Source organism: Streptococcus nasisuis, from assembly GCF_040836615.1.
Taxonomy (GTDB): Bacteria; Bacillota; Bacilli; order Lactobacillales; family Streptococcaceae; genus Streptococcus; species Streptococcus suis_V.
The window spans coordinates 1,376,884-1,401,749 of sequence record NZ_CP162268.1; the positions used below are offsets into that span (position 1 = coordinate 1,376,884).

The 24,866-nt window shown below is 37.1% G+C and carries 18 protein-coding genes and 9 pseudogenes; all 27 read left to right on the forward strand.

Annotated features, from left to right (window positions below; translation table 11 throughout):
* The first annotated feature begins 94 nt into the window (after positions 1-94).
* The 27 genes and pseudogenes from AB1F57_RS06930 to AB1F57_RS07060 all read left to right on the forward strand — a co-directional run bounded on the left by AB1F57_RS06930 (position 95) and on the right by AB1F57_RS07060 (position 24,787).
* A complete protein-coding gene (locus tag AB1F57_RS06930; protein ID WP_088186203.1) occupies positions 95-673 on the forward strand; it encodes a recombinase zinc beta ribbon domain-containing protein in 579 nt (192 codons plus the stop codon).
* Positions 674-1,104: 431 nt separating this feature from the next.
* Entirely contained in the window at positions 1,105-3,072 is a 1,968-nt protein-coding gene (gene optrA, locus AB1F57_RS06935) for an ABC-F type ribosomal protection protein OptrA (RefSeq protein ID WP_205029696.1), read from the forward strand.
* A 205-nt stretch (positions 3,073-3,277) separates the two neighbouring features.
* Positions 3,278-4,519 (forward strand): annotated as a pseudogene (locus tag AB1F57_RS06940) (Tn3 family transposase); the annotation flags it as partial.
* 243 nt (positions 4,520-4,762) lie between these two features.
* The gene (gene lsa(E) / locus AB1F57_RS06945; RefSeq protein WP_002294513.1) at positions 4,763-6,247 is read left to right on the forward strand and encodes an ABC-F type ribosomal protection protein Lsa(E); all 1,485 of its coding nucleotides are present in this window, start codon (positions 4,763-4,765) and stop codon (positions 6,245-6,247) included.
* A gap of 53 nt (positions 6,248-6,300) precedes the next feature.
* The gene (lnu(B), locus tag AB1F57_RS06950) at positions 6,301-7,104 is read left to right on the forward strand and encodes a lincosamide nucleotidyltransferase Lnu(B) (RefSeq protein ID WP_002294514.1); all 804 of its coding nucleotides are present in this window, start codon (positions 6,301-6,303) and stop codon (positions 7,102-7,104) included.
* A gap of 687 nt (positions 7,105-7,791) precedes the next feature.
* A pseudogene (locus AB1F57_RS06955) lies at positions 7,792-8,613 on the forward strand (recombinase zinc beta ribbon domain-containing protein); the annotation flags it as partial.
* Between the two features lie 142 nt (positions 8,614-8,755).
* Positions 8,756-8,980, forward strand: a complete 225-nt coding sequence (locus AB1F57_RS06960) for a helix-turn-helix transcriptional regulator (RefSeq protein WP_002303393.1) — start codon at positions 8,756-8,758, stop codon at positions 8,978-8,980.
* 14 nt (positions 8,981-8,994) lie between these two features.
* Positions 8,995-9,864, forward strand: coding sequence for a nucleotidyltransferase domain-containing protein (locus AB1F57_RS06965; protein ID WP_062810426.1), 870 nt, complete (start codon positions 8,995-8,997; stop codon positions 9,862-9,864).
* Complete coding sequence (locus AB1F57_RS06970) at positions 9,845-10,579, forward strand: bifunctional 2-polyprenyl-6-hydroxyphenol methylase/3-demethylubiquinol 3-O-methyltransferase UbiG (RefSeq protein ID WP_000662263.1); 735 nt, start codon at positions 9,845-9,847, stop codon at positions 10,577-10,579. Before AB1F57_RS06965 ends, AB1F57_RS06970 begins: the two co-directional genes overlap by 20 nt.
* Positions 10,580-10,611: 32 nt before the next feature.
* Positions 10,612-11,520 (forward strand): aminoglycoside nucleotidyltransferase ANT(6)-Ia, encoded by a 909-nt coding sequence (locus AB1F57_RS06975; protein ID WP_001255866.1) that lies wholly within the window; start codon positions 10,612-10,614, stop codon positions 11,518-11,520.
* Positions 11,517-11,997: pseudogene (locus tag AB1F57_RS06980) on the forward strand (GNAT family N-acetyltransferase). The gene AB1F57_RS06975 and the pseudogene AB1F57_RS06980 overlap by 4 nt, the downstream one beginning before the upstream one ends.
* A gap of 92 nt (positions 11,998-12,089) precedes the next feature.
* Positions 12,090-12,884, forward strand: a complete 795-nt coding sequence (aph(3')-IIIa, locus tag AB1F57_RS06985) for an aminoglycoside O-phosphotransferase APH(3')-IIIa (RefSeq protein ID WP_001096887.1) — start codon at positions 12,090-12,092, stop codon at positions 12,882-12,884.
* A gap of 409 nt (positions 12,885-13,293) precedes the next feature.
* Positions 13,294-13,377 (forward strand): annotated as a pseudogene (locus AB1F57_RS06990) (MLS leader peptide); the annotation flags it as partial.
* A 48-nt stretch (positions 13,378-13,425) separates the two neighbouring features.
* A complete protein-coding gene (locus AB1F57_RS06995; RefSeq protein ID WP_001814874.1) occupies positions 13,426-13,509 on the forward strand; it encodes a 23S rRNA methyltransferase attenuation leader peptide in 84 nt (27 codons plus the stop codon).
* Positions 13,510-13,633: 124 nt separating this feature from the next.
* A pseudogene (gene erm(B) / locus AB1F57_RS07000) lies at positions 13,634-14,370 on the forward strand (23S rRNA (adenine(2058)-N(6))-methyltransferase Erm(B)).
* Between the two features lie 169 nt (positions 14,371-14,539).
* Positions 14,540-14,799: pseudogene (locus AB1F57_RS07005) on the forward strand (topoisomerase DNA-binding C4 zinc finger domain-containing protein); the annotation flags it as partial.
* 55 nt (positions 14,800-14,854) lie between these two features.
* Positions 14,855-15,265, forward strand: a pseudogene (locus tag AB1F57_RS07010) (zeta toxin family protein); the annotation flags it as partial.
* Positions 15,259-16,719 (forward strand): annotated as a pseudogene (locus tag AB1F57_RS07015) (SNF2-related protein); the annotation flags it as partial. The pseudogenes AB1F57_RS07010 and AB1F57_RS07015, both read left to right, overlap by 7 nt.
* 497 nt (positions 16,720-17,216) lie before the next feature.
* A complete protein-coding gene (locus tag AB1F57_RS07020; RefSeq protein WP_001258309.1) occupies positions 17,217-18,995 on the forward strand; it encodes a reverse transcriptase/maturase family protein in 1,779 nt (592 codons plus the stop codon).
* Positions 18,996-19,132: 137 nt separating this feature from the next.
* Positions 19,133-19,600: a hypothetical protein gene (locus AB1F57_RS07025; protein ID WP_044692639.1), complete on the forward strand. Its 468-nt coding sequence runs from the start codon at positions 19,133-19,135 to the stop codon at positions 19,598-19,600.
* Positions 19,581-19,955, forward strand: a complete 375-nt coding sequence (locus tag AB1F57_RS07030; RefSeq protein ID WP_367985533.1) for a TnpV protein — start codon at positions 19,581-19,583, stop codon at positions 19,953-19,955. The genes AB1F57_RS07025 and AB1F57_RS07030 overlap by 20 nt, the downstream gene beginning before the upstream one ends.
* Before the next feature lie 383 nt (positions 19,956-20,338).
* Positions 20,339-22,258, forward strand: coding sequence for a tetracycline resistance ribosomal protection protein Tet(O) (tet(O), locus tag AB1F57_RS07035; protein WP_367985534.1), 1,920 nt, complete (start codon positions 20,339-20,341; stop codon positions 22,256-22,258).
* Positions 22,259-22,309: 51 nt separating this feature from the next.
* Entirely contained in the window at positions 22,310-22,483 is a 174-nt protein-coding gene (locus AB1F57_RS07040) for a cysteine-rich KTR domain-containing protein (protein ID WP_002779755.1), read from the forward strand.
* Positions 22,484-22,710: 227 nt separating this feature from the next.
* Positions 22,711-23,778 carry a DNA primase gene (locus AB1F57_RS07045; RefSeq protein WP_367985535.1) on the forward strand — a complete coding sequence of 356 codons (1,068 nt, stop codon included), beginning with the start codon at positions 22,711-22,713 and terminating at the stop codon, positions 23,776-23,778.
* A gap of 53 nt (positions 23,779-23,831) precedes the next feature.
* Positions 23,832-24,059, forward strand: coding sequence for a DUF5965 family protein (locus AB1F57_RS07050; RefSeq protein WP_000110922.1), 228 nt, complete (start codon positions 23,832-23,834; stop codon positions 24,057-24,059).
* Positions 24,056-24,444 (forward strand): annotated as a pseudogene (locus AB1F57_RS07055) (DUF5945 family protein). The gene AB1F57_RS07050 and the pseudogene AB1F57_RS07055 overlap by 4 nt, the downstream one beginning before the upstream one ends.
* Positions 24,445-24,499: 55 nt before the next feature.
* Positions 24,500-24,787 carry a hypothetical protein gene (locus tag AB1F57_RS07060; RefSeq protein WP_174852829.1) on the forward strand — a complete coding sequence of 96 codons (288 nt, stop codon included), beginning with the start codon at positions 24,500-24,502 and terminating at the stop codon, positions 24,785-24,787.
* The last annotated feature ends 79 nt before the right edge of the window (positions 24,788-24,866 follow it).

Sequence of the window (24,866 nt, forward strand, 5' to 3'; positions counted from 1 at the left end):
TAAACATCGTGGACACATCGTCATCATACAATCACTTCCTTCACCAGTTTATAGAAAGTAGTTCTTTTAAGATTAAGTGCCTGCATAGTTGCAGTTGCAGTTTGCTCGCCAGTGCGGTGATATTTACCGCCGGGTACACTGGAATAACCGAGGTTACAAGTCTATTGTTTGGAGATGCGTCAGCCGTTTGGAGGAAAAAGGATCTGAATGTACTGCCCCTACCATAAACGAGGAAACATTGCAGACAGCAGTGGTCAAGGCTATTAACGAACTTTTGGCTAACAAAGAACCCTTCCTCCAGGCGTTGCAGAAAAACATAGCTACTATACTTAATGAAGAAAATGATAATGCCACCAATGATATTGATAGCAAATTGGAAGAATTACAACAACAGCTTCTTATCCAAGCAAAATCCAAGAATGACTATGAAGATGTGGCTGATGAAATCTACCACCTTCGAGAATTGAAGCAAAATGCACTTGTTGAAAATGCAGAGCGTGAAGGAAAAAGGCAACGAATCGCTGAAATGACTGATTTCTTTAATGAACAATCCTGTGAGTTAGAGGAATATGATGAGCAGTTAGTAAGGAGGCTTATAGAAAAAGTTACGGTATTTCATGATAAGTTCGCCGTTGAATTCAAATCAGGAGTCGAGATTGATGTAGAAGGGTAATCTTTAGAAAGAGAACAGAAGAATTATATTGGATTTTTAAAGATAATATGATATAATAAAACGACTTGGAGAAGGAATAATATAGAAAGAGTGATTTGTAAAGCTGATGGCTAATGCAAAGAATCAATTGCGGCAATCCTTTTGTATCTTTTTCCAGTGTGGCTGCGGTTTCTGTTGACGGGAACAGCAGGGCATATGCGGAATCTGGTGTCGGATGAGATAACGGATCAGTTACTTTGTTTTTATCAGAAAAGGTGTAAGCTAAAACTTAGGTTAGCCATTGCGCTAGCGATTTGGTACAATAAGGGGGAAGTTGAATTATATTTGAAACGATAGGAGGGAGAAGCAAATGAAATCTACAACTAAAGTAACATTTAAAGAACTCCATGTATAGGTGGCTGTGACAAGCTTTACATGGAGTAGAATAATTATTGTCCAAAGCCACCTTTGCAATTGCTAGTACTAACGCAAAGGAGGATATGAAAATGCAATACAAAATAATTAATGGTGCCGTTTACTATGATGGTAATATGGTGTTGGAAAACATCGGTATTGAAATCAATGATAATGAAAAGATTGCTATTGTTGGTAGAAATGGATGTGGAAAAACAACCTTGCTAAAAGCTATTATAGGCGAAATTGAATTAGAAGAAGGAACTGGTGAAAGTGAGTTTCAAGTAATAAAGACCGGTAACCCTTATATTAGCTATTTAAGACAGATGCCTTTTGAAGATGAAAGTATATCAATGGTGGATGAAGTCCGTACGGTATTTAAGACGCTTATTGATATGGAAAACAAGATGAAACAGCTGATAGATAAAATGGAGAATCAATATGATGATAAAATCATCAATGAATACTCTGATATCAGTGAAAGGTATATGGCTCTTGGAGGTCTAACCTACCAAAAAGAATATGAAACGATGATTCGTAGTATGGGTTTTACTGAAGCAGATGATAAAAAACCCATTTCTGAATTTTCAGGTGGTCAGCGAACTAAGATAGCTTTTATAAAAATACTTTTAACAAAGCCAGACATTCTATTACTTGATGAACCTACTAACCACCTTGATATAGAAACAATACAATGGTTGGAGAGTTATTTGAGAAGTTATAAATCTACATTGGTTATTGTTTCCCATGATAGAATGTTTCTTAATCGAATTGTGGATAAGGTTTATGAAATCGAATGGGGAGAGACCAAATGTTATAAAGGTAATTATTCAGCCTTTGAGGAGCAAAAACGAGAAAATCATATCAAACAGCAAAAAGATTACGATTTGCAACAGATAGAAATTGAAAGGATTACACGCTTGATTGAACGTTTTCGTTATAAACCTACGAAAGCTAAAATGGTGCAATCTAAAATTAAATTATTACAGCGTATGCAAATATTAAATGCACCAGACCAATACGATACAAAAACTTATATGTCTAAATTTCAACCGAGAATCAGTAGTTCAAGGCAAGTATTAAGTGCTTCAGAACTTGTGATAGGCTATGATACTCCTCTTGCAAAGGTTAATTTCAACCTTGAAAGGGGACAGAAGCTTGGAATTGTTGGGAGTAATGGTATTGGTAAATCCACGTTGCTTAAAACACTTATGGATGGTGTGGCAGCATTGTCTGGAGATTTTAAATTCGGATACAATGTTGAAATTAGCTATTTTGACCAACAGCTTGCTCAAATCAGTGGAGATGATACACTATTCGAAATTTTTCAAAGCGAATACCCTGAGCTAAATGACACAGAGGTCAGAACTGCTCTTGGCTCATTTCAGTTTAGTGGAGATGATGTTTTTAGACCGGTGTCCTCTTTGTCAGGTGGAGAAAAGGTTAGATTGACATTATGTAAATTATTATATAAACGTACTAATGTTTTAATCTTAGATGAACCGACAAACCACATGGATATTATTGGAAAAGAGAATTTAGAGAATATCTTATGCAGTTATCAAGGTACAATTATTTTTGTGTCACATGATAGATATTTTACTAATAAGATTGCTGACAGATTACTTGTTTTTGATAAGGATGGTGTAGAGTTTGTACAATCTACTTATGGTGAGTACGAGAAAAAAAGGATGAATTCTGAAAAGCCATTTAATAACATTAAAGTTGAGCAGAAAGTAGAGAAAAATAACACAGTAAAAGGCGATCGTAACTCCATTGAGAAGGAGAAGGTTAAGAAGGAGAAACGAATTGAAAAGCTTGAAGTGTTAATAAATCAATATGATGAAGAATTAGAAAGATTGAATAAAATCATTTCTGAACCAAACAATTCTTCTGATTATATAGTACTGACGGAAATACAAAAATCAATTGATGATGTTAAAAGGTGTCAGGGTAATTATTTTAATGAATGGGAACAGTTGATGAGAGAATTGGAAGTTATGTAATTTTTGAGTTATGCAATAAGGATGTAAAAGTGTTAATGATACATTCTGGTTGTTGAAAATGTAAAAAAATTAATGAATTTTTATTAGATATAATCGCTATGTGAAGACCTTTTGAGTTTGCCGCATAGCGGTTTTTATTATCTATACTTTGGAATTGTCAAGAAAAGTGTAGTCGTATAAACTCACTAAATTTCCTTTGATTGTTATGCTGCCAAAGGTAAAGCTCACTGATCTTTTAATGGAGGTAGCCCACTGGACAGGATTTGATAAAATGTTGGTACACGCTTCCACTAATAGACCTCCAAAGGGAGAGGAAAATCCTATTCTGATGGCTGCACTTATGGCAATGGGAACTAACATCGGTTTGACTAAAATGGCAGATGCTACACCTGGAATTACTTATCACCAAATGGCTAATGCTGCTCAATGGCGTTTGTACGATGATGCTATTAGTCGGGCGCAATCCACATTGGTAAATTTTCAGAAAAAATTAACCCTTGCTTCATATTGGGGTGATGGTACCACTTCTTCATCTGACGGAATGCGAGTACAGGTTGGTGTATCATCTTTGCACGCTGAAGCAAATCCTCATTATGGTACAGGTAAAGGTGCAACCATTTATCGGTTTACAAGTGATCAATTCTCTTCTTTTTATACGAAAGTCATTAATACAAACGCAAGAGATGCTGTACATGTCATCGATGGATTACTTCATCATGAAACGGAGTTAAATATTGAGGAGCATTATACTGATACAGCAGGTTATACCGATCAGGTTTTCGGTTTAAGTCATTTGTTGGGGTTTCGATTTGCACCAAGACTTCGTGATTTAGCTGACGCTAAACTTTACACAATTCAAAAACCAAATGATTTTCCTAAATTGGAAAACTTACTTCGTGGACGGATTAACACAAAGGTTATTCAGGAAAACTTTGATGACGTGCTCCGATTAGCCCATTCTATTAGAGAGGGAAAAGTATCCGGTTCGCTTATTATGGGGAAGTTAGGTTCGTATGCAAGACAAAACAAATTAGCCACCGCTTTACGGGAAATGGGAAGAATCGAAAAAACTATTTTTATCCTAGATTATATATCTAGTGAGACATTACGTAGACGTATCCAGCGAGGACTAAATAAAGGGGAAGCCATGAATGGTTTGGCAAGAGCATTATTTTTCGGAAAACGAGGCGAGTTACGGGAAAGAGGTTTACAGGATCAGTTGCAGCGCGCAAGTGCATTAAACATTATAATTAACGCAATTAGCGTATGGAATACCGTATATCTAACTGAAGCAACGAAATTGTTAAAGGAAAAAGGAAATTTACGGGAGGACCTATTAAAACACATTTCACCTCTGGGATGGGAACATATCAATTTTCTTGGTGAATATACCTTTGATATGACGAAAATAACAAGCTTAGATTCACTGCGCCCTCTTAATCAATAAAATGAAATCCGAAAATTCCTTAGCGTAGGAAAAATCGGCATTCTTTATGTCGAATTTTGCTTAGCGTATGTTTTCCGCTTTTTGTTGGTAGTACCCCAAAGAAAGGAAGATAAACGTGATAGACAATGATACTATGTCATTCATGACAAAATCCTTGCAGAGTTGGATAACATTATAGAGTAATTAATGCCGAAAACCGACTTTGCTTATAAAATTTTTATAATGTAAAGGAGGAAGAAATATATGTCCTTAATAAATGTTTCAAATCTAACTTTTTCATATGAAGGAAGTTATGACAATATTTTTGAAAATGTAAGTTTTCAGATAGATACAGATTGGAAACTCGGTTTTATTGGAAGAAACGGACGCGGTAAAACTACTTTCTTAAATTTACTGCTTGGCAAATATGCGTATTCCGGCAATATAAGTTCTACAGTTAAGTTTGAGTATTTTCCTTATGATGTGGAAGATAAGAGTCTATATACAATTGAAGTAATGAAGAGTATTTGTACGGAATGTATGGATTGGGAGATTTTTCGTGAAATATCATTGCTTGATGTTCAAGAAGATGCTTTATATCGTCCGTTTAATACATTGTCAAATGGTGAGCAAACGAAGGTCCTTCTTGCAGCTTTATTCCTTACAGCGAGTTGTTTCCTGCTTATTGATGAACCTACAAACCATCTTGACATCGATGCACGTAATGTAGTGCAAAACTATTTGAAACGCAAGAAGGGGTTTATTTTGGTATCTCATGATAGAAGCTTACTTGATCAATGTGTTGACCATATACTATCTATCAATAAAACGAATATCGAAATCCAAAAGGGAAATTTTACTTCTTGGTGGGAGAACAAAACGTTACAAGATAATTTTGAACTGGCAGAAAACAAGAAACTCCTTAAAGAAATAGGAAGGTTGTCTTATGCAGCAAAACGTAGTTCAAACTGGTCAAATAAAGTAGAAAAAAGTAAATATGGAACAACAAATTCTGGTTCAAAACTGGATAAGGGTTATGTTGGACATAAGGCTGCAAAAGCGATGAAACGTGCCAAAAATATTGAGTCAAGACATCAGGAAGCCGTTTTACAAAAATCAGAACTGCTCCACAACATTGAACAATATGATGACTTAAAAATTTCACCACTTGAATTTCACAAAGAGTGCTTAATAGAAGCGAATGATTTATCATTGTCTTATGGAGATAAAGAAGTATGCAGTAATCTTAATTTCAGAGTCAATATTGGTGATAGAGTTGCCATTATCGGAAAAAATGGGAGTGGTAAGTCTAGTATCCTAAAATTGATTAATGGAGATGATATTAAATTTACCGGAAATTTTATGCTAGCAAGTGGACTAAAAATTTCTTATATTTCGCAAGATACTTCATATTTAAAAGGTAATCTATCTGAATTTGCCTATAATAATAAGATCGATGAAACTCTATTTAAAACGATTCTTCGTAAACTGGATTTTAATAGAGAGCAGTTTGATAAGAACATGGTGGATTTTAGTGCTGGTCAGAAAAAGAAAGTACTAATTGCTAAAAGCCTTTGTGAAAGTGCACATTTGTATATATGGGATGAGCCATTGAACTATATTGATATTTTTTCACGTATCCAAATTGAAAAAATGATTTTGGAATATTGTCCTACACTATTGTTTGTGGAGCATGATGATGCTTTTTGCAATAACATTTGTACGAAAAATATTAATTTAGGTTTGTAGAGATTTTGAGTTGCCACAATAACTAAAAGATATTTACATGAAAGGGTGAAGAAATGTTAAAACAAAAAGAATTAATTGCAAACGTTAAGAATCTTACTGAGTCAGATGAACGAATTACAGCTTGTATGATGTATGGATCGTTTACCAAAGGAGAAGGTGACCAATACTCTGATATAGAGTTCTATATATTTTTGAAAGATAGTATAACCTCGAACTTTGATTCATCCAACTGGTTGTTTGACGTAGCTCCGTACTTGATGCTTTATAAAAATGAGTACGGAACAGAGGTAGTTATTTTTGATAATCTTATACGTGGGGAATTTCATTTCCTTTCTGAAAAAGATATGAACATAATCCCCTCGTTTAAAGATTCAGGTTATATTCCTGATACGAAGGCTATGCTTATTTACGATGAAACAGGGCAATTAGAAAATTATTTATCAGAGATAAGTGGTGCAAGACCAAATAGACTTACTGAAGAAAATGCTAATTTTTTGTTGTGTAATTTCTCTAATCTATGGTTGATGGGAATCAACGTTCTAAAAAGAGGAGAATATGCTCGTTCATTAGAACTCTTATCACAACTTCAAAAAAATACACTACAACTTATACGTATGGCAGAAAAAAATGCTGATAATTGGCTAAACATGAGTAAAAACCTTGAAAAAGAAATTAGCCTTGAAAATTATAAAAAATTTGCAAAGACCACTGCTCGATTAGATAAGGTAGAATTATTTGAAGCCTATAAAAATTCTTTGCTATTAGTTATGGATTTGCAAAGTCACCTTATTGAACAATACAACTTAAAAGTTACACATGACATTTTAGAAAGATTGTTGAATTACATTAGTGAATAGGAGAGTAACGTTATTCACAGTATTGGGTACTGAAAATTAACAGCATACCTCAGTTTTTCAAAAAACAGCGAAGCCTATGGATATGTTCCCGTCTACCGATAGTGCAAAAAGTGTCGTGGATATGTTTCCGAGAACGGACATACACAAATGACATTCATTCTGTCCTCTCAATCCATGTGGAAGCAGTATGTCTGTTAACAAGAAAATAATTATTGTTCGTCCTGACGAGTTGTTAGACTCGAAAAGGATAAACATCATTTTTAGAACCGGTAGCCGATTTTTGGCTAGCGGTTTTTTGGGCTCTTTGGCAAATAGTGGTGATTGAATCTCGCGCTATCCTATGGAAAACCGCCTTGTGTGAGGGGCTGCGAGACCGCTTCGATCCTAGAATTGCTGAAGCACGAATCTAGCGTCACTCACATTTCATCTTTTGACGTAGCTGAGACAAGGTGTTTTTCTTCGATCCGCTAGTGGTTAATCTCTTTTTGGTGCAAATATGGTTTAGAATTTCTTTGCATGGCTTAAGGGAGTGGAGAATCGGATATTAGTAGGATTTACATCCACAGATAAAAATAGGCTTGATTTTAACAGCGAAACTAAAATACCCTACTTAAATGAAGTGATAGATTAGATGTTGGGTTGTTAGGAGATGCTTAAAAATCCTATGCAATCAATAGTTTTTAGTGTTTGTTGACTTGATCCCTAAATCGCCTGAGTACTAAACGTTGAGTGTGTCTGCTTACTGTCACTAGCCAGTAAGTGAGACTGTAGTTAATCTCTCATTTTCCCCAGTATTATGTTGAAAATAGCCATGAAGCGATTATTTCTAAAGAGTTATTTTTGCAGGCTCAAGAAGAAATTTATCGGAGAAGTAATATCTACACAGGAGAAGGCAAGAACAAAAGAATTTATAGTAGCAAGTACGCTTTAAGTGCCATCACCTTCTGTGGATATTGTGGCGATATTTATAGGAGAACCTATTGGAATATTCATGGCAGAAAAGAATTTGTCTGGCGATGCGTGACTAGAATCGAGCAGGGTCCCGAGGTATGTAAGAACCGAACCGTAAAAGAAGATGAACTCTATGGTGCGGTAATGACCGCAATTAATAAGCTACTTGCTGGTGGCAACAATATGATAAAGACACTGGAAGAAAATATTCATGCTGTGATTGGAGAAACCACAGAATACCAAATTTCAGAGATTAATACCCTACTAGATGAAAAACAAAAAGAACTAATCAAGCTGGCCAATAAAGGTCAAGATTATGAATACCTGGTAGATGAGATCGATGAGATGCGAGATAAGCGTCAGACTCTTTTAGTAGAAGATGCCTCCCTCAGTGGCGAGAACGAGCGCATCAATGAGTTGATTGAATTTATCCGCAAGAACAAATTCCGCACCTTAGAATATGATGATAAGCTTGTAAGGAAGATAATCCAGAACGTTAAGGTCTATGAAGACCACTTCGTCATAGCCTTCAAACCAGGTATCGAAATGGAAATATGAAAACCAGAAGTAAATAGCCCATGACTCTGAAGTAGAGTTGTGGGTTTTCTTTTAATTGCTGATTATAATAATATTTTAATGACTATTGCATTTATCAACCAAATGGTTTATGTTATTCTTAGCATAAACTTGGAGGTGCTGTATGACTACGGCAGAAATGATTAAAGAACTGTGTGAGCAAATGAATATAAGTGTTTCCGAACTTGCTAGACGTATTGGCCAGACTCCACAGAATTTCAATAAAAAATTACAACGAGAAACAGTAACCTTGGATGAGTTGAAGGCTATTGCTGATGTGCTAGGTGTCAAGTTTGTGCAGGCATTTATTTTACCAGATGGAGATGAAATAAAAATATCTAACGAATAAAGGAGGATGTTTATATGGTAGGTAATGTTATTCAAATAGTAACAGAGAAATTATCATCTTTGCCTTTTATAGAAGGCATTGTATTAGGGGGCTCACGTGCAAGAAGCACCCATACAGAAAATTCTGATATAGATATCGGAATCTATTACAATTCAGACTCATTTGACCTGACAGCGATTAATCAAATTGCTACAGAGTTGGATGATGAGAATAGAAACAACCTTGTTGTACCTCCCGGAGCGTGGGGTGATTGGGTTAATGGCGGTGGATGGTTAGTTATAAACGGGTGTCATGTTGACTTGATATTACGTGATATAAAACGGGTGGAACAAATAATCAAAGATACGGAGCAAGGAATTGTTACTGCCAATTATCAGACCGGGCATCCCCATGGTTATATAAGTGCTATGTATCGTGGAGAATTAGCGATTAGTAAAATACTATATGCTAAGAACGAAAGCTTATGCGAATTAAAAAAGCAGGCAGAAATTTACCCTACTGCTCTAAAGAAAAGCTTGATGAACTTTTTTATATTTGAAGCTGAATTCTCTTTAATGTTTGTAAAAGCAAATGCGGGGGCAGAGGATAAATATTATATTGCAGGCCATGTTTTTCGTATTATTTCATGCTTAAATCAAGTACTATTTGCATGTAATAATGCTTATTGCATTAACGAAAAGAAAGCTATAAAACTGCTTGAAACTTTTGAATATAAACCTGAAAAATATGCCGAAAGAGTTAATCATATTTTTGAAGTACTCGGTCTTTCTCTTTTTGAATGCTACGACATGACCGAGAAGCTTTATAATGAAGTGAATGAAATTGTATCGGAGATAAATAACTTTTTAAACGAGGAGAGTTCAGATGAAAGAAAACAAATATGATGATAATATATTTTTTCAAAAATACAGTCAAATGAGTCGCTCGCAGAAAGGACTGGCTGGTGCGGGAGAATGGGAGACTTTGAAAAAGATGCTACCTGATTTTAAGGGTAAGCGTGTGCTTGATTTAGGATGCGGCTATGGATGGCACTGTATATATGCGATGGAAAACGGTGCTTCCTCTGTAGTAGGTGTTGATATTTCTCATAAAATGCTCGAAGTAGCAAAAGGAAAAACCCATTTTCCACAGATTGAATATGAATGCTGTGCCATAGAAGATGTGGATTTCCCAGAGGAGAGCTTTGATGTAATACTAAGTTCGCTTGCGTTTCATTATGTAGCAGACTATGAGAATTTAATAAAAAAGATATATAGGATGCTGAAGGCTGGTGGCAATTTAGTTTTTACAGTTGAACATCCTGTTTTTACTGCTCATGGAACACAAGACTGGTATTATAACGAAAAAGGAGAAATACTGCATTTCCCGGTGGACAATTATTATTATGAGGGCAAACGGACAGCTATGTTTTTGGAAGAAAAGGTTACAAAATATCATAGAACACTGACCACATATCTAAATACACTGCTTTCAAATAGTTTTATAATAAATCAGATTGTGGAGCCACAGCCGCCAGAGAACATGATGGATATTCCGGGGATGGCGGATGAAATGCGACGCCCAATGATGCTGATTGTATCGGCAAAAAAGAAGATGTAATAATATAGAAAAAATAAACGAGGAGTATGTAAATGAGATCAGAAAAAGAAATGATGGATTTAGTACTTTCTTTAGCAGAACAGGATGAACGTATTCGAATTGTGACCCTTGAGGGGTCACGCGCAAATATTAATATACCTAAAGATGAATTTCAGGATTATGATATTACATATTTTGTAAGTGATATAGAACCGTTTATATCTAATGATGACTGGCTTAATCAATTTGGGAATATAATAATGATGCAAAAGCCGGAGGATATGGAATTATTCCCACCTGAAGAAAAGGGATTTTCCTATCTTATGCTATTTGATGATTACAATAAAATTGATCTTACCTTATTGCCCTTGGAAGAGTTAGATAATTACCTAAAGGGCGATAAATTAATAAAGGTTCTAATTGATAAAGATTGTAGAATTAAAAGGGACATAGTTCCGACTGATATAGATTATCATGTAAGAAAGCCAAGCGCAAGGGAGTATGATGATTGCTGCAATGAATTTTGGAATGTAACACCTTATGTTATTAAAGGATTGTGCCGTAAGGAAATTTTATTTGCTATTGATCATTTTAATCAGATTGTTCGCCATGAGCTGCTGAGAATGATATCATGGAAGGTCGGCATCGAAACAGGCTTTAAATTAAGTGTAGGCAAGAACTATAAGTTTATTGAAAGGTATATATCCGAGGATTTGTGGGAGAAACTTTTGTCCACCTACCGGATGGATTCCTATGAAAACATATGGGAAGCATTATTTCTATGCCATCAATTGTTCAGGGCGGTATCCGGTGAGGTGGCGGAAAGGCTTCATTATGCCTATCCGGAGTATGATAGGAATATAACAAAATATACCAGGGACATGTATAAAAAATACACTGGTAAAACCGGCTGCCTGGATAGCACATATGCCGCTGATATAGAAGAGAGGCGGGAACAGTGATTACAGAAATGAAAGCAGGGCACCTGAAAGATATCGATAAACCCAGCGAACCATTTGAGGTGATAGGTAAGATTATACCGAGGTATGAAAACGAGAATTGGACCTTTACAGAATTACTCTATGAAGCGCCATATTTAAAAAGCTACCAAGACGAAGAGGATGAAGAGGATGAGGAGGCAGATTGCCTTGAATATATTGACAATACTGATAAGATAATATATCTTTTATATAGAAGATATCGCCGTATGTAAGGATTTCAGGGGGCAAGGCATAGGCAGCGCGCTTATCAATATATCTATAGAATGGGCAAAGCATAAAAACTTGCATGGACTAATGCTTGAAACCCAGGACAATAACCTTATAGCTTGTAAATTCTATCATAATTGTGGTTTCAAAATCGGCTCCGTCGATACTATGTTATACGCCAACTTTGAAAACAACTTTGAAAAAGCTGTTTTCTGGTATTTAAGGTTTTAGAATGCAAGGAACAGTGAATTGGAGTTCGTCTTGTTATAATTAGCTTCTTGGGGTATCTTTAAATACTGTAGAAAAGAGGAAGGAAATAATAAATGGCTAAAATGAGAATATCACCGGAATTGAAAAAACTGATCGAAAAATACCGCTGCGTAAAAGATACGGAAGGAATGTCTCCTGCTAAGGTATATAAGCTGGTGGGAGAAAATGAAAACCTATATTTAAAAATGACGGACAGCCGGTATAAAGGGACCACCTATGATGTGGAACGGGAAAAGGACATGATGCTATGGCTGGAAGGAAAGCTGCCTGTTCCAAAGGTCCTGCACTTTGAACGGCATGATGGCTGGAGCAATCTGCTCATGAGTGAGGCCGATGGCGTCCTTTGCTCGGAAGAGTATGAAGATGAACAAAGCCCTGAAAAGATTATCGAGCTGTATGCGGAGTGCATCAGGCTCTTTCACTCCATCGACATATCGGATTGTCCCTATACGAATAGCTTAGACAGCCGCTTAGCCGAATTGGATTACTTACTGAATAACGATCTGGCCGATGTGGATTGCGAAAACTGGGAAGAAGACACTCCATTTAAAGATCCGCGCGAGCTGTATGATTTTTTAAAGACGGAAAAGCCCGAAGAGGAACTTGTCTTTTCCCACGGCGACCTGGGAGACAGCAACATCTTTGTGAAAGATGGCAAAGTAAGTGGCTTTATTGATCTTGGGAGAAGCGGCAGGGCGGACAAGTGGTATGACATTGCCTTCTGCGTCCGGTCGATCAGGGAGGATATCGGGGAAGAACAGTATGTCGAGCTATTTTTTGACTTACTGGGGATCAAGCCTGATTGGGAGAAAATAAAATATTATATTTTACTGGATGAATTGTTTTAGTACCTAGATTTAGATGTCTAAAAAGCTTTAACTACAAGCTTTTTAGACATCTAATCTTTTCTGAAGTACATCCGCAACTGTCCATACTCTGATGTTTTATATCTTTTCTAAAAGTTCGCTAGATAGGGGTCCCGAGCGCCTACGAGGAATTTGTATCGATAAGAAATAGATTTAAAAATTTCGCTGTTATTTTGTACATTTAACTTGACGGTGACATCTCTCTATTGTGAGTTATTAGTGGTACAGTTTTCAACCGTTTTAATTATAAAAAAGTGGTGCATTTTTAAATTGGCACAAACAGGTAACGGTTATTGCAGGTGTATTTCTTATCTATGGGTTTAACATGGATTTTATCATTAAAATCATGAGTATTGTCCGAGAGTGATTGGTCTTGCGTATGGTTAACCCTAAAGTTATGGAAATAAGACTTAGAAGCAAACTTAAGAGTGTGTTGATAGTGCATTATCTTAAAATTTTGTATAATAGGAATTGAAGTTAAATTAGATGCTAAAAATTTGTAATTAAGAAGGAGGGATTCGTCATGTTGGTATTCCAAATGCGTAATGTAGATAAAACATCTACTGTTTTGAAACAGACTAAAAACAGTGATTACGCAGATAAATAAATACGTTAGATTAATTCCTACCAGTGACTAATCTTATGACTTTTTAAACAGATAACTAAAATTACAAACAAATCGTTTAACTTCTGTATTTGTTTATAGATGTAATCACTTCAGGAGTGATTACATGAACAAAAATATAAAATATTCTCAAAACTTTTTAACGAGTGAAAAAGTACTCAACCAAATAATAAAACAATTGAATTTAAAAGAAACCGATACCGTTTACGAAATTGGAACAGGTAAAGGGCATTTAACGACGAAACTGGCTAAAATAAGTAAACAGGTAACGTCTATTGAATTAGACAGTCATCTATTCAACTTATCGTCAGAAAAATTAAAACTGAATACTCGTGTCACTTTAATTCACCAAGATATTCTACAGTTTCAATTCCCTAACAAACAGAGGTATAAAATTGTTGGGAATATTCCTTACCATTTAAGCACACAAATTATTAAAAAGTGGTTTTTGAAAGCCATGCGTCTGACATCTATCTGATTGTTGAAGAAGGATTCTACAAGCGTACCTTGGATATTCACCGAACACTAGGGTTGCTCTTGCACACTCAAGTCTCGATTCAGCAATTGCTTAAGCTGCCAGCGGAATGCTTTCATCCTAAACCAAAAGTAAACAGTGTCTTAATAAAACTTACCCGCCATACCACAGATGTTCCAGATAAATATTGGAAGCTATATACGTACTTTGTTTCAAAATGGGTCAATCGAGAATATCGTCAACTGTTTACTAAAAATCAGTTTCATCAAGCAATGAAACACGCCAAAGTAAACAATTTAAGTACCGTTACTTATGAGCAAGTATTGTCTATTTTTAATAGTTATCTATTATTTAACGGGAGGAAATAATTCTATGAGTCGCTTTTGTAAATTTGGAAAGTTACACGTTACTAAAGGGAATGTAGATAAATTATTAGGTATACTACTGACAGCTTCCAAGGAGCTAAAGAGGTCCCTAGCGCCTACGGGGAATTTGTATCGATAAGGGGTACAAATTCCCACTAAGCGCTCGGGACCCCTTGTAGGAAAATGTCCTAAGTGTGGCAACAATATTGTATTAAAAAAATCGTTTTATGGTTGTTCAAATTATCCTGAATGTACCTTCACTTTAGCTGAACATTTTAGAAAGAAAAACTCACCAAAACAAATGTAAAAGAATTACTAGAGGGAAAAGAAACCCTGGTAAAAGGAATCAAAACGAAAGATAGAAAGTCCTACAATGCCGTTGTAAAAATCGGAGAAAAGGGATATATTGATTTTATATCTTTCTCAAAATAAACATAAAAGCCCTTTAATGAACTGCACCCCAATCGTTAGATTTTGTGTCTAACTTTTGGGGTGCAGTTCAGAATCGCCAACCGCTTTTTTACTTGGTGGGCAACCAGGGTCAGGGAAAACGAGTTTGCGATCAGCAATTCTTGAAGAAACACAAGGGAATGTTATTGTCATTGATAATGATACCTTTAAACAACAGCACCCTAATTTTGATGAACTAGCGAAACTTTATGAGAAAGACGTAGTAAAACACGTTACCCCTTATTCTAATCGCATGACAGAAGCGATCATAAGCCGTTTAAGCGATCAAGGCTATAACTTGGTGATTGAAGGTACAGGACGAACAACAGACGTTCCCATTCAAACCGCAACAATGCTTCAAGCCAAGGGTTATGAAACAAAAATGTATGTCATGGCAGTACCGAAAATTGAATCATACTTAGGAACAATTGAACGATATGAAAGTTTGCCTACACCTATTCCAACGTAACGGATAGGAGTTTAGGTGTCCCTGCTTCACGCTATGATAGTGGTCGAAAAATCTTTGAAAACCTCCTGAATTCCAATCAACCAACCATCACAAAACAAGTTGTTGAAGGGGATAAGAAAAAGAATGTGACGGATGTGGAGAAAACAACAGTCCTGCGTGCCAAGGAAACACACCTACAGGAACTCTTTCATGATTTTGTAGCAAGGTATCCAGACGTCCAACAGATGATTGAAGACACCTATAACAGTCTCTATAATCGTACGGTATCAAAGTCCTATGACGGTAGCCATTTAACCATTGATGGACTTGCTCAGAATATCTCCTTACGCCCTCACCAAAAGAATGCCATTCAACGGATTGTAGAAGAAAAACGTGCCCTACTAGCTCATGAAGTTGGGTCTGGAAAAACCTTGACCATGCTTGGAGCTGGTTTCAAATTGAAAGAACTCGGAATGGTACATAAACCACTTTATGTGGTGCCTTCTAGTTTGACTGCACAGTTTGGTCAAGAAATCATGAAATTTTTCCCTACCAAGAAAGTCTATGTGACCACTAAGAAAGACTTTGCCAAAGCCAAACGCAAACAGTTTGTATCACGTATTATCACAGGGGATTATGATGCTATTGTCATTGGGGATTCACAATTTGAGAAAATACCGATGAGCCGAGAGAAGCAGGTTACCTATATCAATGACAAGCTGGAGCAACTCAGAGAAATCAAGCTAGGAAGTGATTCTGATTATACGGTCAAAGAAGCAGAGCGTTCAATCAAGGGACTAGAGCACCAGTTGGAAGAACTCCAAAAACTAGAGCGAGATACCTTTATTGAATTTGAAAACCTTGGAATTGATTTTCTTTTTGTGGATGAAGCTCATCACTTCAAGAATATCCGTCCAATCACAGGACTTGGCAATGTCGCTGGCATTACCAATACCACTTCTAAAAAGAACGTGGATATGGAGATGAAGGTGAGACAGGTTCAGGCAGAGCATGGCGATAGAAATGTTGTTTTTGCGACAGGAACACCAGTCTCAAACTCCATTAGTGAACTTTTCACTATGATGAATTACATTCAACCCGATGTCTTGGAACGATACCAGGTATCCAATTTTGACTCCTGGGTTGGGGCTTTTGGGAATATCGAAAACTCTATGGAACTAGCCCCGACAGGAGATAAATACCAACCTAAGAAACGGTTCAAGAAATTTGTCAACCTTCCTGAACTCATGCGAATTTACAAGGAAACAGCTGATATTCAGACTTCAGATATGCTTGATTTACCTGTACCTGAAGCTAAGATTATTGCGGTGGAAAGCGAGTTAACGCAAGCTCAGAAATACTATTTAGAAGAACTGGTAGAGCGTTCAGACGCTATCAAGTCAGGTAGTGTTGATCCAAGTAGAGATAACATGCTTAAAATCGTGCGCTGTTAAGCGTAAAAATGTATCTCCCTCGCAGAGGGATATTATTGAAAGTAAATAATAGGAACAACTAACTAACCTAGCGGGGAAACCCAAAGGGGACAATAGCATGTTAGTAAAGCGGATAAGGAGTGAGTTACAACGCTTTGATGTGCCGCAAGTTCCGTAACCTATGGTTAAGGCTAAACTGCTTGAACATCAATTCTGACTAGGTGCAAAGCATCGCCCATCGGAAAGTAACTGAGACCGATGTTACTGTATATTCGTTGTTGTGATTTTGGACGAATAACTTTCTACAGTAAAAGAGCATACGATAAGTATGAATAAAGGAATGAGTGAGGAACCTAAGGGTTACTAGAACGTACATTTTTAACGAATAGCAGGATTGCCTAAGAGGGGAGACCCTTATGGTAACGGAGTCACCGTAGTAGTTTGAGCAAGGGAAAACCTTGTACATGGCGAAGGGTGACAGGTAATTTCGATTAGTTAGAAAGGATTAGGTGCGTGAGATGCGTACAGCCAAAACTATTTTAACAGTCATTCATGAACGTGGAAAACAAGATAAACCACTTGAAAGGGTTTATAAATTACTATTTAATCGTGAATTGTATCTAATAGCCTATGCAAAGTTATACCCGAATAACGGAGCAATGACAAAGGGTGTTACAGAGGAAACGATTGATGGTATGTCTATTCAAAAAATAGATAGGATTATTGAACAATTAAGACGAGAAACCTATTACTGGAGACCAGCTAGGAGAGAGTACATTCCTAAAAAGAATGGAAAACACCGTCCTTTGGGAATACCAGTATGGAGTGATAAACTTCTTCAGGAAGTGATTCGCATGATATTAGAAGCCTATTATGAGCCACAATTTAGTGAACATTCTCATGGTTTTAGACCAAAAAGAGGGTGTCATACAGCTTTACAAGAAATTCAGACTTGGAAAGGGACACGTTGGTTCATAGAAGGAGATATCTCTAGTTATTTTGACACGATTGACCACGATGTATTAATCACTATGTTGTCTAGACAAATTCAGGATGGTCGGTTTATTAGGCTTATCAAAAATATGCTTGAGGCAGGATATCTTGATGATTGGAAGTTTCACAAGACTATTAGTGGAACACCGCAAGGTGGAGTTATTAGTCCTTTATTAGCTAATATCTATTTACATCAATTTGATAAGTGGGTCGGTGAAGAACTGATACCTCAATATACAAGAGGTAAAAAGCAGAAAGCAAACTCAGCCTATAATCGTTTGAGTAGAAGAATTAAATGCTATCAGGATAAAGGAGATTATAAAAAAGCTCATCAGTTAATTGTTGAGAGAAGAAATCTCCCTTCAGTTGATACTTATGATACCAGCTATCGGAGATTAAGATATGTTCGGTATGCGGATGACTTTATTCTAGGCTTTACAGGTTCAAAAGCTGAGGCAAAGGCTATAAAGAAGCAAATTGGAGACTTTTTAAATACTAAGTTATCTTTGGAACTTTCTCAAGAAAAGACTTTGATTACCCATGCGACTGGAGAATCAGCTAAATTTCTGGGATATGAGATAAAAGCACAACGTGTCAATGATTATATTGATAACAAAGGGAGACGGAGTGCCAATGGTGTTATCGCATTATTTGTACCTGCATCAGTTATTGAAAGCAAATGCCGCCAATACATGAAAAATGGTAAAGCTATTCATCGTAATAACTTATTGCAGGATGATGACTTTAGTATCGTTCAAACTTACCAACAAGAATATAGAGGGCTGGTTCAATATTATATATTGGCACAAAATTTGTCATGGTTCTCAAAAGTCTATTGGTATATGGAAACATCACTCCTTAAAACATTAGCATTTAAACATAAGTCATCCATTAATAAAATGTTAGCTAAATATAAGACTACCACAACTAGCACGAATGGCCGAACTGTGCCGTGTTTACAGGTAGTTGTGCCTCGAGAAGATAAACCTCCTCTAGTTGCAACGTGGGGTGGCATTTCACTTTCTTATAAAAAGAAAACTGTAATAGAAGATGCTCCGTATCAAGTTTATGGTGGTCGAACAGAGCTTATCAAGCGATTACTCGCAAATAAGTGTGAGCTATGTGGAAGTGAGGAGAACATAGAGGTACATCATATCAGAAAATTAGCAGACTTGAACAAACACAATGGGAAATTAGTTCCAAAGTGGAAAGAAGTCATGTCAGCAAGACGTCGAAAAACGCTAGTGACCTGTCGGGATTGTCACCATGCGATACATAATGGTTCAATAAATACACGTTTATGAAATGAAATTACTGGAGAGCCGGATGATGCGAAAGTATCATGTCCGGTTCGGTGGGGGGATAATGGAAAAGGGGTCGCAATGACTACCTCGCTAGTATCCTACCCTACACAGGTGAAGCCAGAAAACTAGCCATTGATGTGCGGTTGATTGACCCTGCTTATAATTTATCAGATAATCAGAAAATCCTTCAAGTGGTCGATAATGTCGAGCGGATTTACCGTGAAGGAGCTGGAGACAAAGCCACACAGATGATTTTCTCTGATATTGGTACCCCTAAAAGTAAGGAAGAGGGTTTTGATGTCTACAATGAACTTAAGGACTTGCTAGTCGATCGAGGTATTCCAAAGGAACAAATTGCCTTTGTCCATGATGCCAATACTGATGAGAAGAAAAACTCACTGTCACGAAAGGTCAATAGTGGTGAAGTGCGGATTCTCATGGCTTCTACGGAAAAAGGTGGAACTGGTCTAAACGTACAATCACGCATGAAAGCTGTCCACCACTTAGATGTTCCTTGGCGTCCCTCAGATGTAGGACGGATTTTGCGGACATTCAAAATAAAAAAGAATGTGGAGGTAACAGACAATGGCAAAATCATTATTTGAGGAACTGGGCGGCAAATACGAAAGGCAAGGGGATTATTTGATACCGTGCTTAACTGTACCCGCCGAAGAAGAACAGGCAATAGGCATCTGGGGGCAACGGCATTTAGATTATCTAAAACAGTACCGTAAAGTTACATACACCAATCTTCTTACAAGCGGCAGGCTAAACGCTTACCTTGCCGACATTGACAGACAGGCACAGGAACGCTTTGAAAGGCTTATAGAGGGCATGAAACAGGCGCAGGGCATAACGGAACGGCTAAAGGAAGAAAATGCCCTAGAATGGACAGGATGCCTCAATAACATAAGGGCTTGTGCGAGGGAGATTGTAGGAAAAGAAATTATCTATGTATAAGCAGCAGGTTAACGGTAGAGTGAAAATTTTGCCACTTTTCCTGTTTTAGTGCAAAGTTTTAGTATTTCGTCAGCTTGACAAATAAATGATTAAGGAATATAATTAAGTTTGATTTCATACAAGGAGTTAATAAATATGCGGCAAGGTATTCTTAAATAAACTGTCAATTTGATAGTGGGAACAAAAAGTAGCAGTCCCGTTTCACTTTTAATATGGGGCTTAGTTTTTTGTACCCAGTTTAAGAATACTTTTATCATGTAATTTTATATGCCCGAAAACATATAAGTGTTTTGGGGCTATTGGAGTTATTTACCCAGTGATAGGAGTATTTATCACTGGGTATTTTTATGCCCTTTTTTGGGTGTTGATAGGAGGAAAATCACATGAAAATAATTAACTTAGGCATTCTGGCTCACGTTGACGCAGGAAAGACAACATTAACGGAGAGTTTATTGTATACCAGTGGTGCAATTGCAGAACCAGGGAGCGTAGATAAAGGCACAACAAGGACAGATACAATGAATTTGGAGCGTCAAAGGGGAATCACTATCCAGACAGCAGTGACATCTTTTCAGTGGGAGGATGTAAAAGTCAACATTATAGATACGCCAGGCCATATGGATTTTTTGGCGGAAGTATACCGTTCTTTATCCGTATTAGACGGAGCAGTATTATTAGTTTCTGCAAAGGATGGCATACAGGCACAGACCCGTATACTGTTTCATGCACTACAGACAATGAAGATTCCGACAATTTTTTTCATCAATAAAATTGACCAAGAGGGGATTGATTTGCCAATGGTATATCAAGAAATGAAAGCAAAGCTTTCTTCGGAAATTATAGTGAAGCAAAAGGTTGGGCAGCATCCCCATATAAATGTAACGGACAATGACGATATGGAACAGTGGGATGCGGTAATTATGGGAAACGATGAACTATTAGAGAAATATATGTCAGGGAAACCGTTTAAAATGTCAGAACTGGAACAGGAAGAAAACAGGAGATTCCAAAACGGAACGTTATTTCCCGTTTATCACGGAAGTGCTAAAAACAATCTGGGGATTCGGCAGCTTATAGAAGTGATTGCCAGTAAGTTTTATTCATCAACGCCTGAAGGTCAATCTGAACTATGCGGGCAGGTTTTTAAGATTGAATATTCAGAGAAAAGGCGGCGTTTTGTTTATGTGCGTATATATAGCGGAACATTGCATTTGAGGGATGTTATTAAAATATCTGAAAAAGAGAAAATAAAAATCACAGAGATGTGTGTTCCGACAAACGGTGAATTATATTCATCCGATACAGCCTGCTCTGGTGATATTGTAATTTTACCAAATGATGTTTTGCAGCTAAACAGTATTTTGGGGAACGAAATGCTGTTGCCGCAGAGAAAATTTATTGAAAATCCTCTCCCTATGCTCCAAACAACGATTGCAGTAAAGAAATCTGAACAGCGGGAAATATTGCTTGGGGCACTTACAGAAATTTCAGATGGCGACCCTCTTTTAAAATATTATGTGGATACTACAACGCATGAGATTATACTTTCTTTTTTGGGGAATGTGCAGATGGAAGTCATTTGTGCCATCCTTGAGGAAAAATACCATGTGGAGGCAGAAATAAAAGATCCTACTGTTATATATATGGAAACACCGCTTAGAAAAGCAGAATATACCATCCACATAGAAGTCCCGCCAAATCCTTTCTGGGCTTCTGTCGGGTTGTCCATAGAGCCGCTCCCTATTGGAAGCGGAGTGCAGTATGAAAGCAGAGTTTCACTTGGATATTTAAACCAATCGTTCCAAAATGCGGTTATGGAGGGGGTTCTTTATGGCTGCGAGCAGGGGCTGTATGGATGGAAAGTGACAGACTGTAAAATCTGTTTTGAATATGGATTGTATTATAGTCCTGTAAGTACCCCCGCAGACTTTCGGCTGCTTTCCCCTATCGTATTGGAGCAGGCTTTAAAAAAAGCAGGGACAGAACTATTAGAGCCATATCTCCACTTTGAAATTTATGCACCGCAGGAATATCTCTCACGGGCGTATCATGATGCCCCAAGGTATTGTGCAGATATTGTAAGTACTCAGGTAAAGAATGACGAGGTCATTCTGAAAGGAGAAATCCCTGCCAGATGTATTCAAGAATACAGGAACGATTTAACTTATTTCACAAATGGGCAGGGAGTCTGCTTGACAGAGTTAAAAGGATACCAGCCAGCTATTGGTAAATTTATTTGCCAACCCCGCCGCCCGAATAGCCGTATAGATAAGGTTCGGCATATGTTCCACAAGTTAGCTTAACAGCTTGCAAAAGTCATATAAAATGAGATTTGAAAGGATTAGAGACTAATTATGATGAAATGCGAATGGATATTGTGTCCTGTTTGTGGGAGCAAAACCCGTAATAAAATTAGGAAGGACACTGTTTTGGAGAATTATCCCCTTTATTGTCCAAAATGCAGACAAGAAAGATTGATTAAAGTTGACAACTTGAAGATAACTGTCATCAAAGAGCCAGACGCTTAAGACGCAGAGCCGATGAAATTGTGGAACAATTCACGAATCATCGGCTCTTTTGTCCTGCTTGTGCCAAGAAGATACGGAGGGAGAAATCAAACGAGAGCAAACGCAGGAGCAGAGAACAGAAAAGGATAGCATGTATGAACTGTCCGCAAAAAATGACCGACTGAACTACGACAAGCGAGAACAACTAGCAGGAGACAGTCTTCTGCTTTTTTTGATAGGGAGGAAAGATGACACGAATTAAAGCAGTAAAACAAAAGGCCATTTTAGATGTTGCTGAGAGTCTGGGCTGTTCCTTCAGACGTTTATCAGGACACATTTATGAACACCCAGACCATGATTCCTTTCGGATTTTTGCCGATACCAATACTTTCAAATGGTTTTCAAGAGATATACAAGGGGATGTGATTGACTTTGTTCAATTAGTGGCAGGTGTTACTTTCAAAGAGGCTGTATCCTATCTTGAAACTGGGGATTTTGAACAAGTTAAGTTGATAGAACAACCATTTCAATACTATTTGCATGAAGAACCCTTTCAGCAAGCACGTACTTACTTGAAAGACATCCGTGGACTAAGTAATCAGACTATCAATACCTTTGGTAGACAAAGATTGCTTGCTCAAGCTACTTATCAAGCGGAGTCGGTTTTAGTGTTTAAAAGCTATGACCATAATGGTGTCTTACAGGCCACAAGCCTTCAAGGTCTCGTCAAAAATGAAGAAAAATATAATCGAGGCTATCTCAAAAAAATCATGAAAGGCTCACATGGCCATGTTGGTATTAGTTTCGATATTGGGAATCCCAAGCGACTCGTCTTTTGTGAATCAGTTATCGATATGATGAGTTATTATCAGCTTCATCACAAGCAGCTATCAGATGTTCGCCTGATTTCAATGGAAGGCTTAAAACTTTCAGTGATTGCTTACCAAGTCTTGCGTCTAGCAGCAGAGGAACAGGGGAAAATGGCATTTCTAGATACAGTAAAACCAAGCAGACTTAGCCATTATCTTCAGGCAATACAAGAGACGACAAACTTTTTCCAAACCCATTCAAACGCAATAACATTGGCTGTTGATTACGATGAGGCAGGAAGAGAATTTTGTCAGAAATTGTTAGACAAAGGACTTCCAATCGTTCAAGATTTACCACCATTGCAGGGACTTGAAACAAAGTTAGATTGGAATGATATTGTGAAACGACAGAAGGAATTATCTTTAAGAGATCTTATCCAGTCAGCCCAAACAAAAGTCATTAGAGATCATCCTCCACCTAAACGAGAGCACGCTTTGGAATTGTGATAACAAAATCAAGTTCGCTATCATAATCTAGAAAGTGACAAGGAGGACACCCTATGAGTGTGATTGAACGTCTGGCTGAAAAAGTAGCTAGGCAAGAAGAAAAGGTCTCACGTGAGACAGAGAAATTGGAACACTATCGTGACCAACTACAAACAGCTATGTACAGTACATTTATCAAACGGCAACAATCTAGTCAGTTGTCATTTCATGAAGCACTAGAGCAAGCCTTTGGTAAAGAAACCACACTACACCCAAATTACAGAAATGAGGATACAGAATGAGTAAAACATGGAATTTTGATCAGCCACTAGATGATGTGAAACCAACATCGTCCCATGAAGAACGAGCTAAAATCGCAGCACTCTTCCATAAACAGGATGAAAAACCAATTGAAGAAGTAGATTATGTGGCTGCTTTTGAACAGCAAAAAAGGAGTCAGAATTTAAAGATGTACAGACACCCGAATTAAAAGTTAAACAAAGTCAGCCGAAGAAGGTAACTATCACAAGTGACTATAAACAACACTTGGCAGATACCATTACACAAAATAACAAGGATATTTCAGCCTGTCAAAAGCAAATTGAAGAACTTCATCAATTGATTGATGAAAAGAAAATCCAAAATAAAAAGTTACAGGCTATTTCAGTAGCTATTGATGATTTATAAGTCAGGTAGTCCTATTCGGGCTATCTTTTTACAATTTAAGGAGAAGGTGAAGGTAATGAAATTCTTTCAAAAGAAAACACAGAATCAAGACCGATTTAAACGACTGATTCATAGACTATCAGAGATGTCAGATAGTGAACTAACCAAAGTAGAACAACTCCTAGATGTGGTTTTTGATACAAATTATAAGCCTAGTATGAGTGAAGAATTACCTAAAACCGTTAAAAACATTGAAGAACCAAGTCTTGATAAGTCGATCCAAGAAGCGAAAAATAAACTTGACACGGAACAATTGGAAAAAAACATTGAGAGATTTAGACAAGGTAGGCGAGAGAGCAATTAAAAAGAAGAATATAAATTTGCGATACTGGTGACAGTTGAAACGTTAGAAAAGAGTTTAACAAAGTTATTTGCTAATATTG

Excerpts from the sequence above, each read along its gene's own strand:
- AB1F57_RS06960 (WP_002303393.1), top strand. The coding sequence starts at position 8,756 with ATGACTACGGCAGAAATGATTAAAGAACTGTGTGAGCAAATGAATATA.
- AB1F57_RS06965 (WP_062810426.1), top strand. The coding sequence starts at position 8,995 with ATGGTAGGTAATGTTATTCAAATAGTAACAGAGAAATTATCATCTTTG.
- AB1F57_RS06970 (WP_000662263.1), top strand. The coding sequence starts at position 9,845 with ATGAAAGAAAACAAATATGATGATAATATATTTTTTCAAAAATACAGT.
- AB1F57_RS06975 (WP_001255866.1), top strand. The coding sequence starts at position 10,612 with ATGAGATCAGAAAAAGAAATGATGGATTTAGTACTTTCTTTAGCAGAA.
- AB1F57_RS06995 (WP_001814874.1), top strand. The coding sequence starts at position 13,426 with ATGTTGGTATTCCAAATGCGTAATGTAGATAAAACATCTACTGTTTTG.
- AB1F57_RS07020 (WP_001258309.1), top strand. The coding sequence starts at position 17,217 with ATGCGTACAGCCAAAACTATTTTAACAGTCATTCATGAACGTGGAAAA.
- AB1F57_RS07030 (WP_367985533.1), top strand. The coding sequence starts at position 19,581 with ATGGCAAAATCATTATTTGAGGAACTGGGCGGCAAATACGAAAGGCAA.
- AB1F57_RS07040 (WP_002779755.1), top strand. The coding sequence starts at position 22,310 with ATGATGAAATGCGAATGGATATTGTGTCCTGTTTGTGGGAGCAAAACC.
- AB1F57_RS07045 (WP_367985535.1), top strand. The coding sequence starts at position 22,711 with ATGACACGAATTAAAGCAGTAAAACAAAAGGCCATTTTAGATGTTGCT.
- AB1F57_RS07050 (WP_000110922.1), top strand. The coding sequence starts at position 23,832 with ATGAGTGTGATTGAACGTCTGGCTGAAAAAGTAGCTAGGCAAGAAGAA.
- AB1F57_RS07060 (WP_174852829.1), top strand. The coding sequence starts at position 24,500 with ATGAAATTCTTTCAAAAGAAAACACAGAATCAAGACCGATTTAAACGA.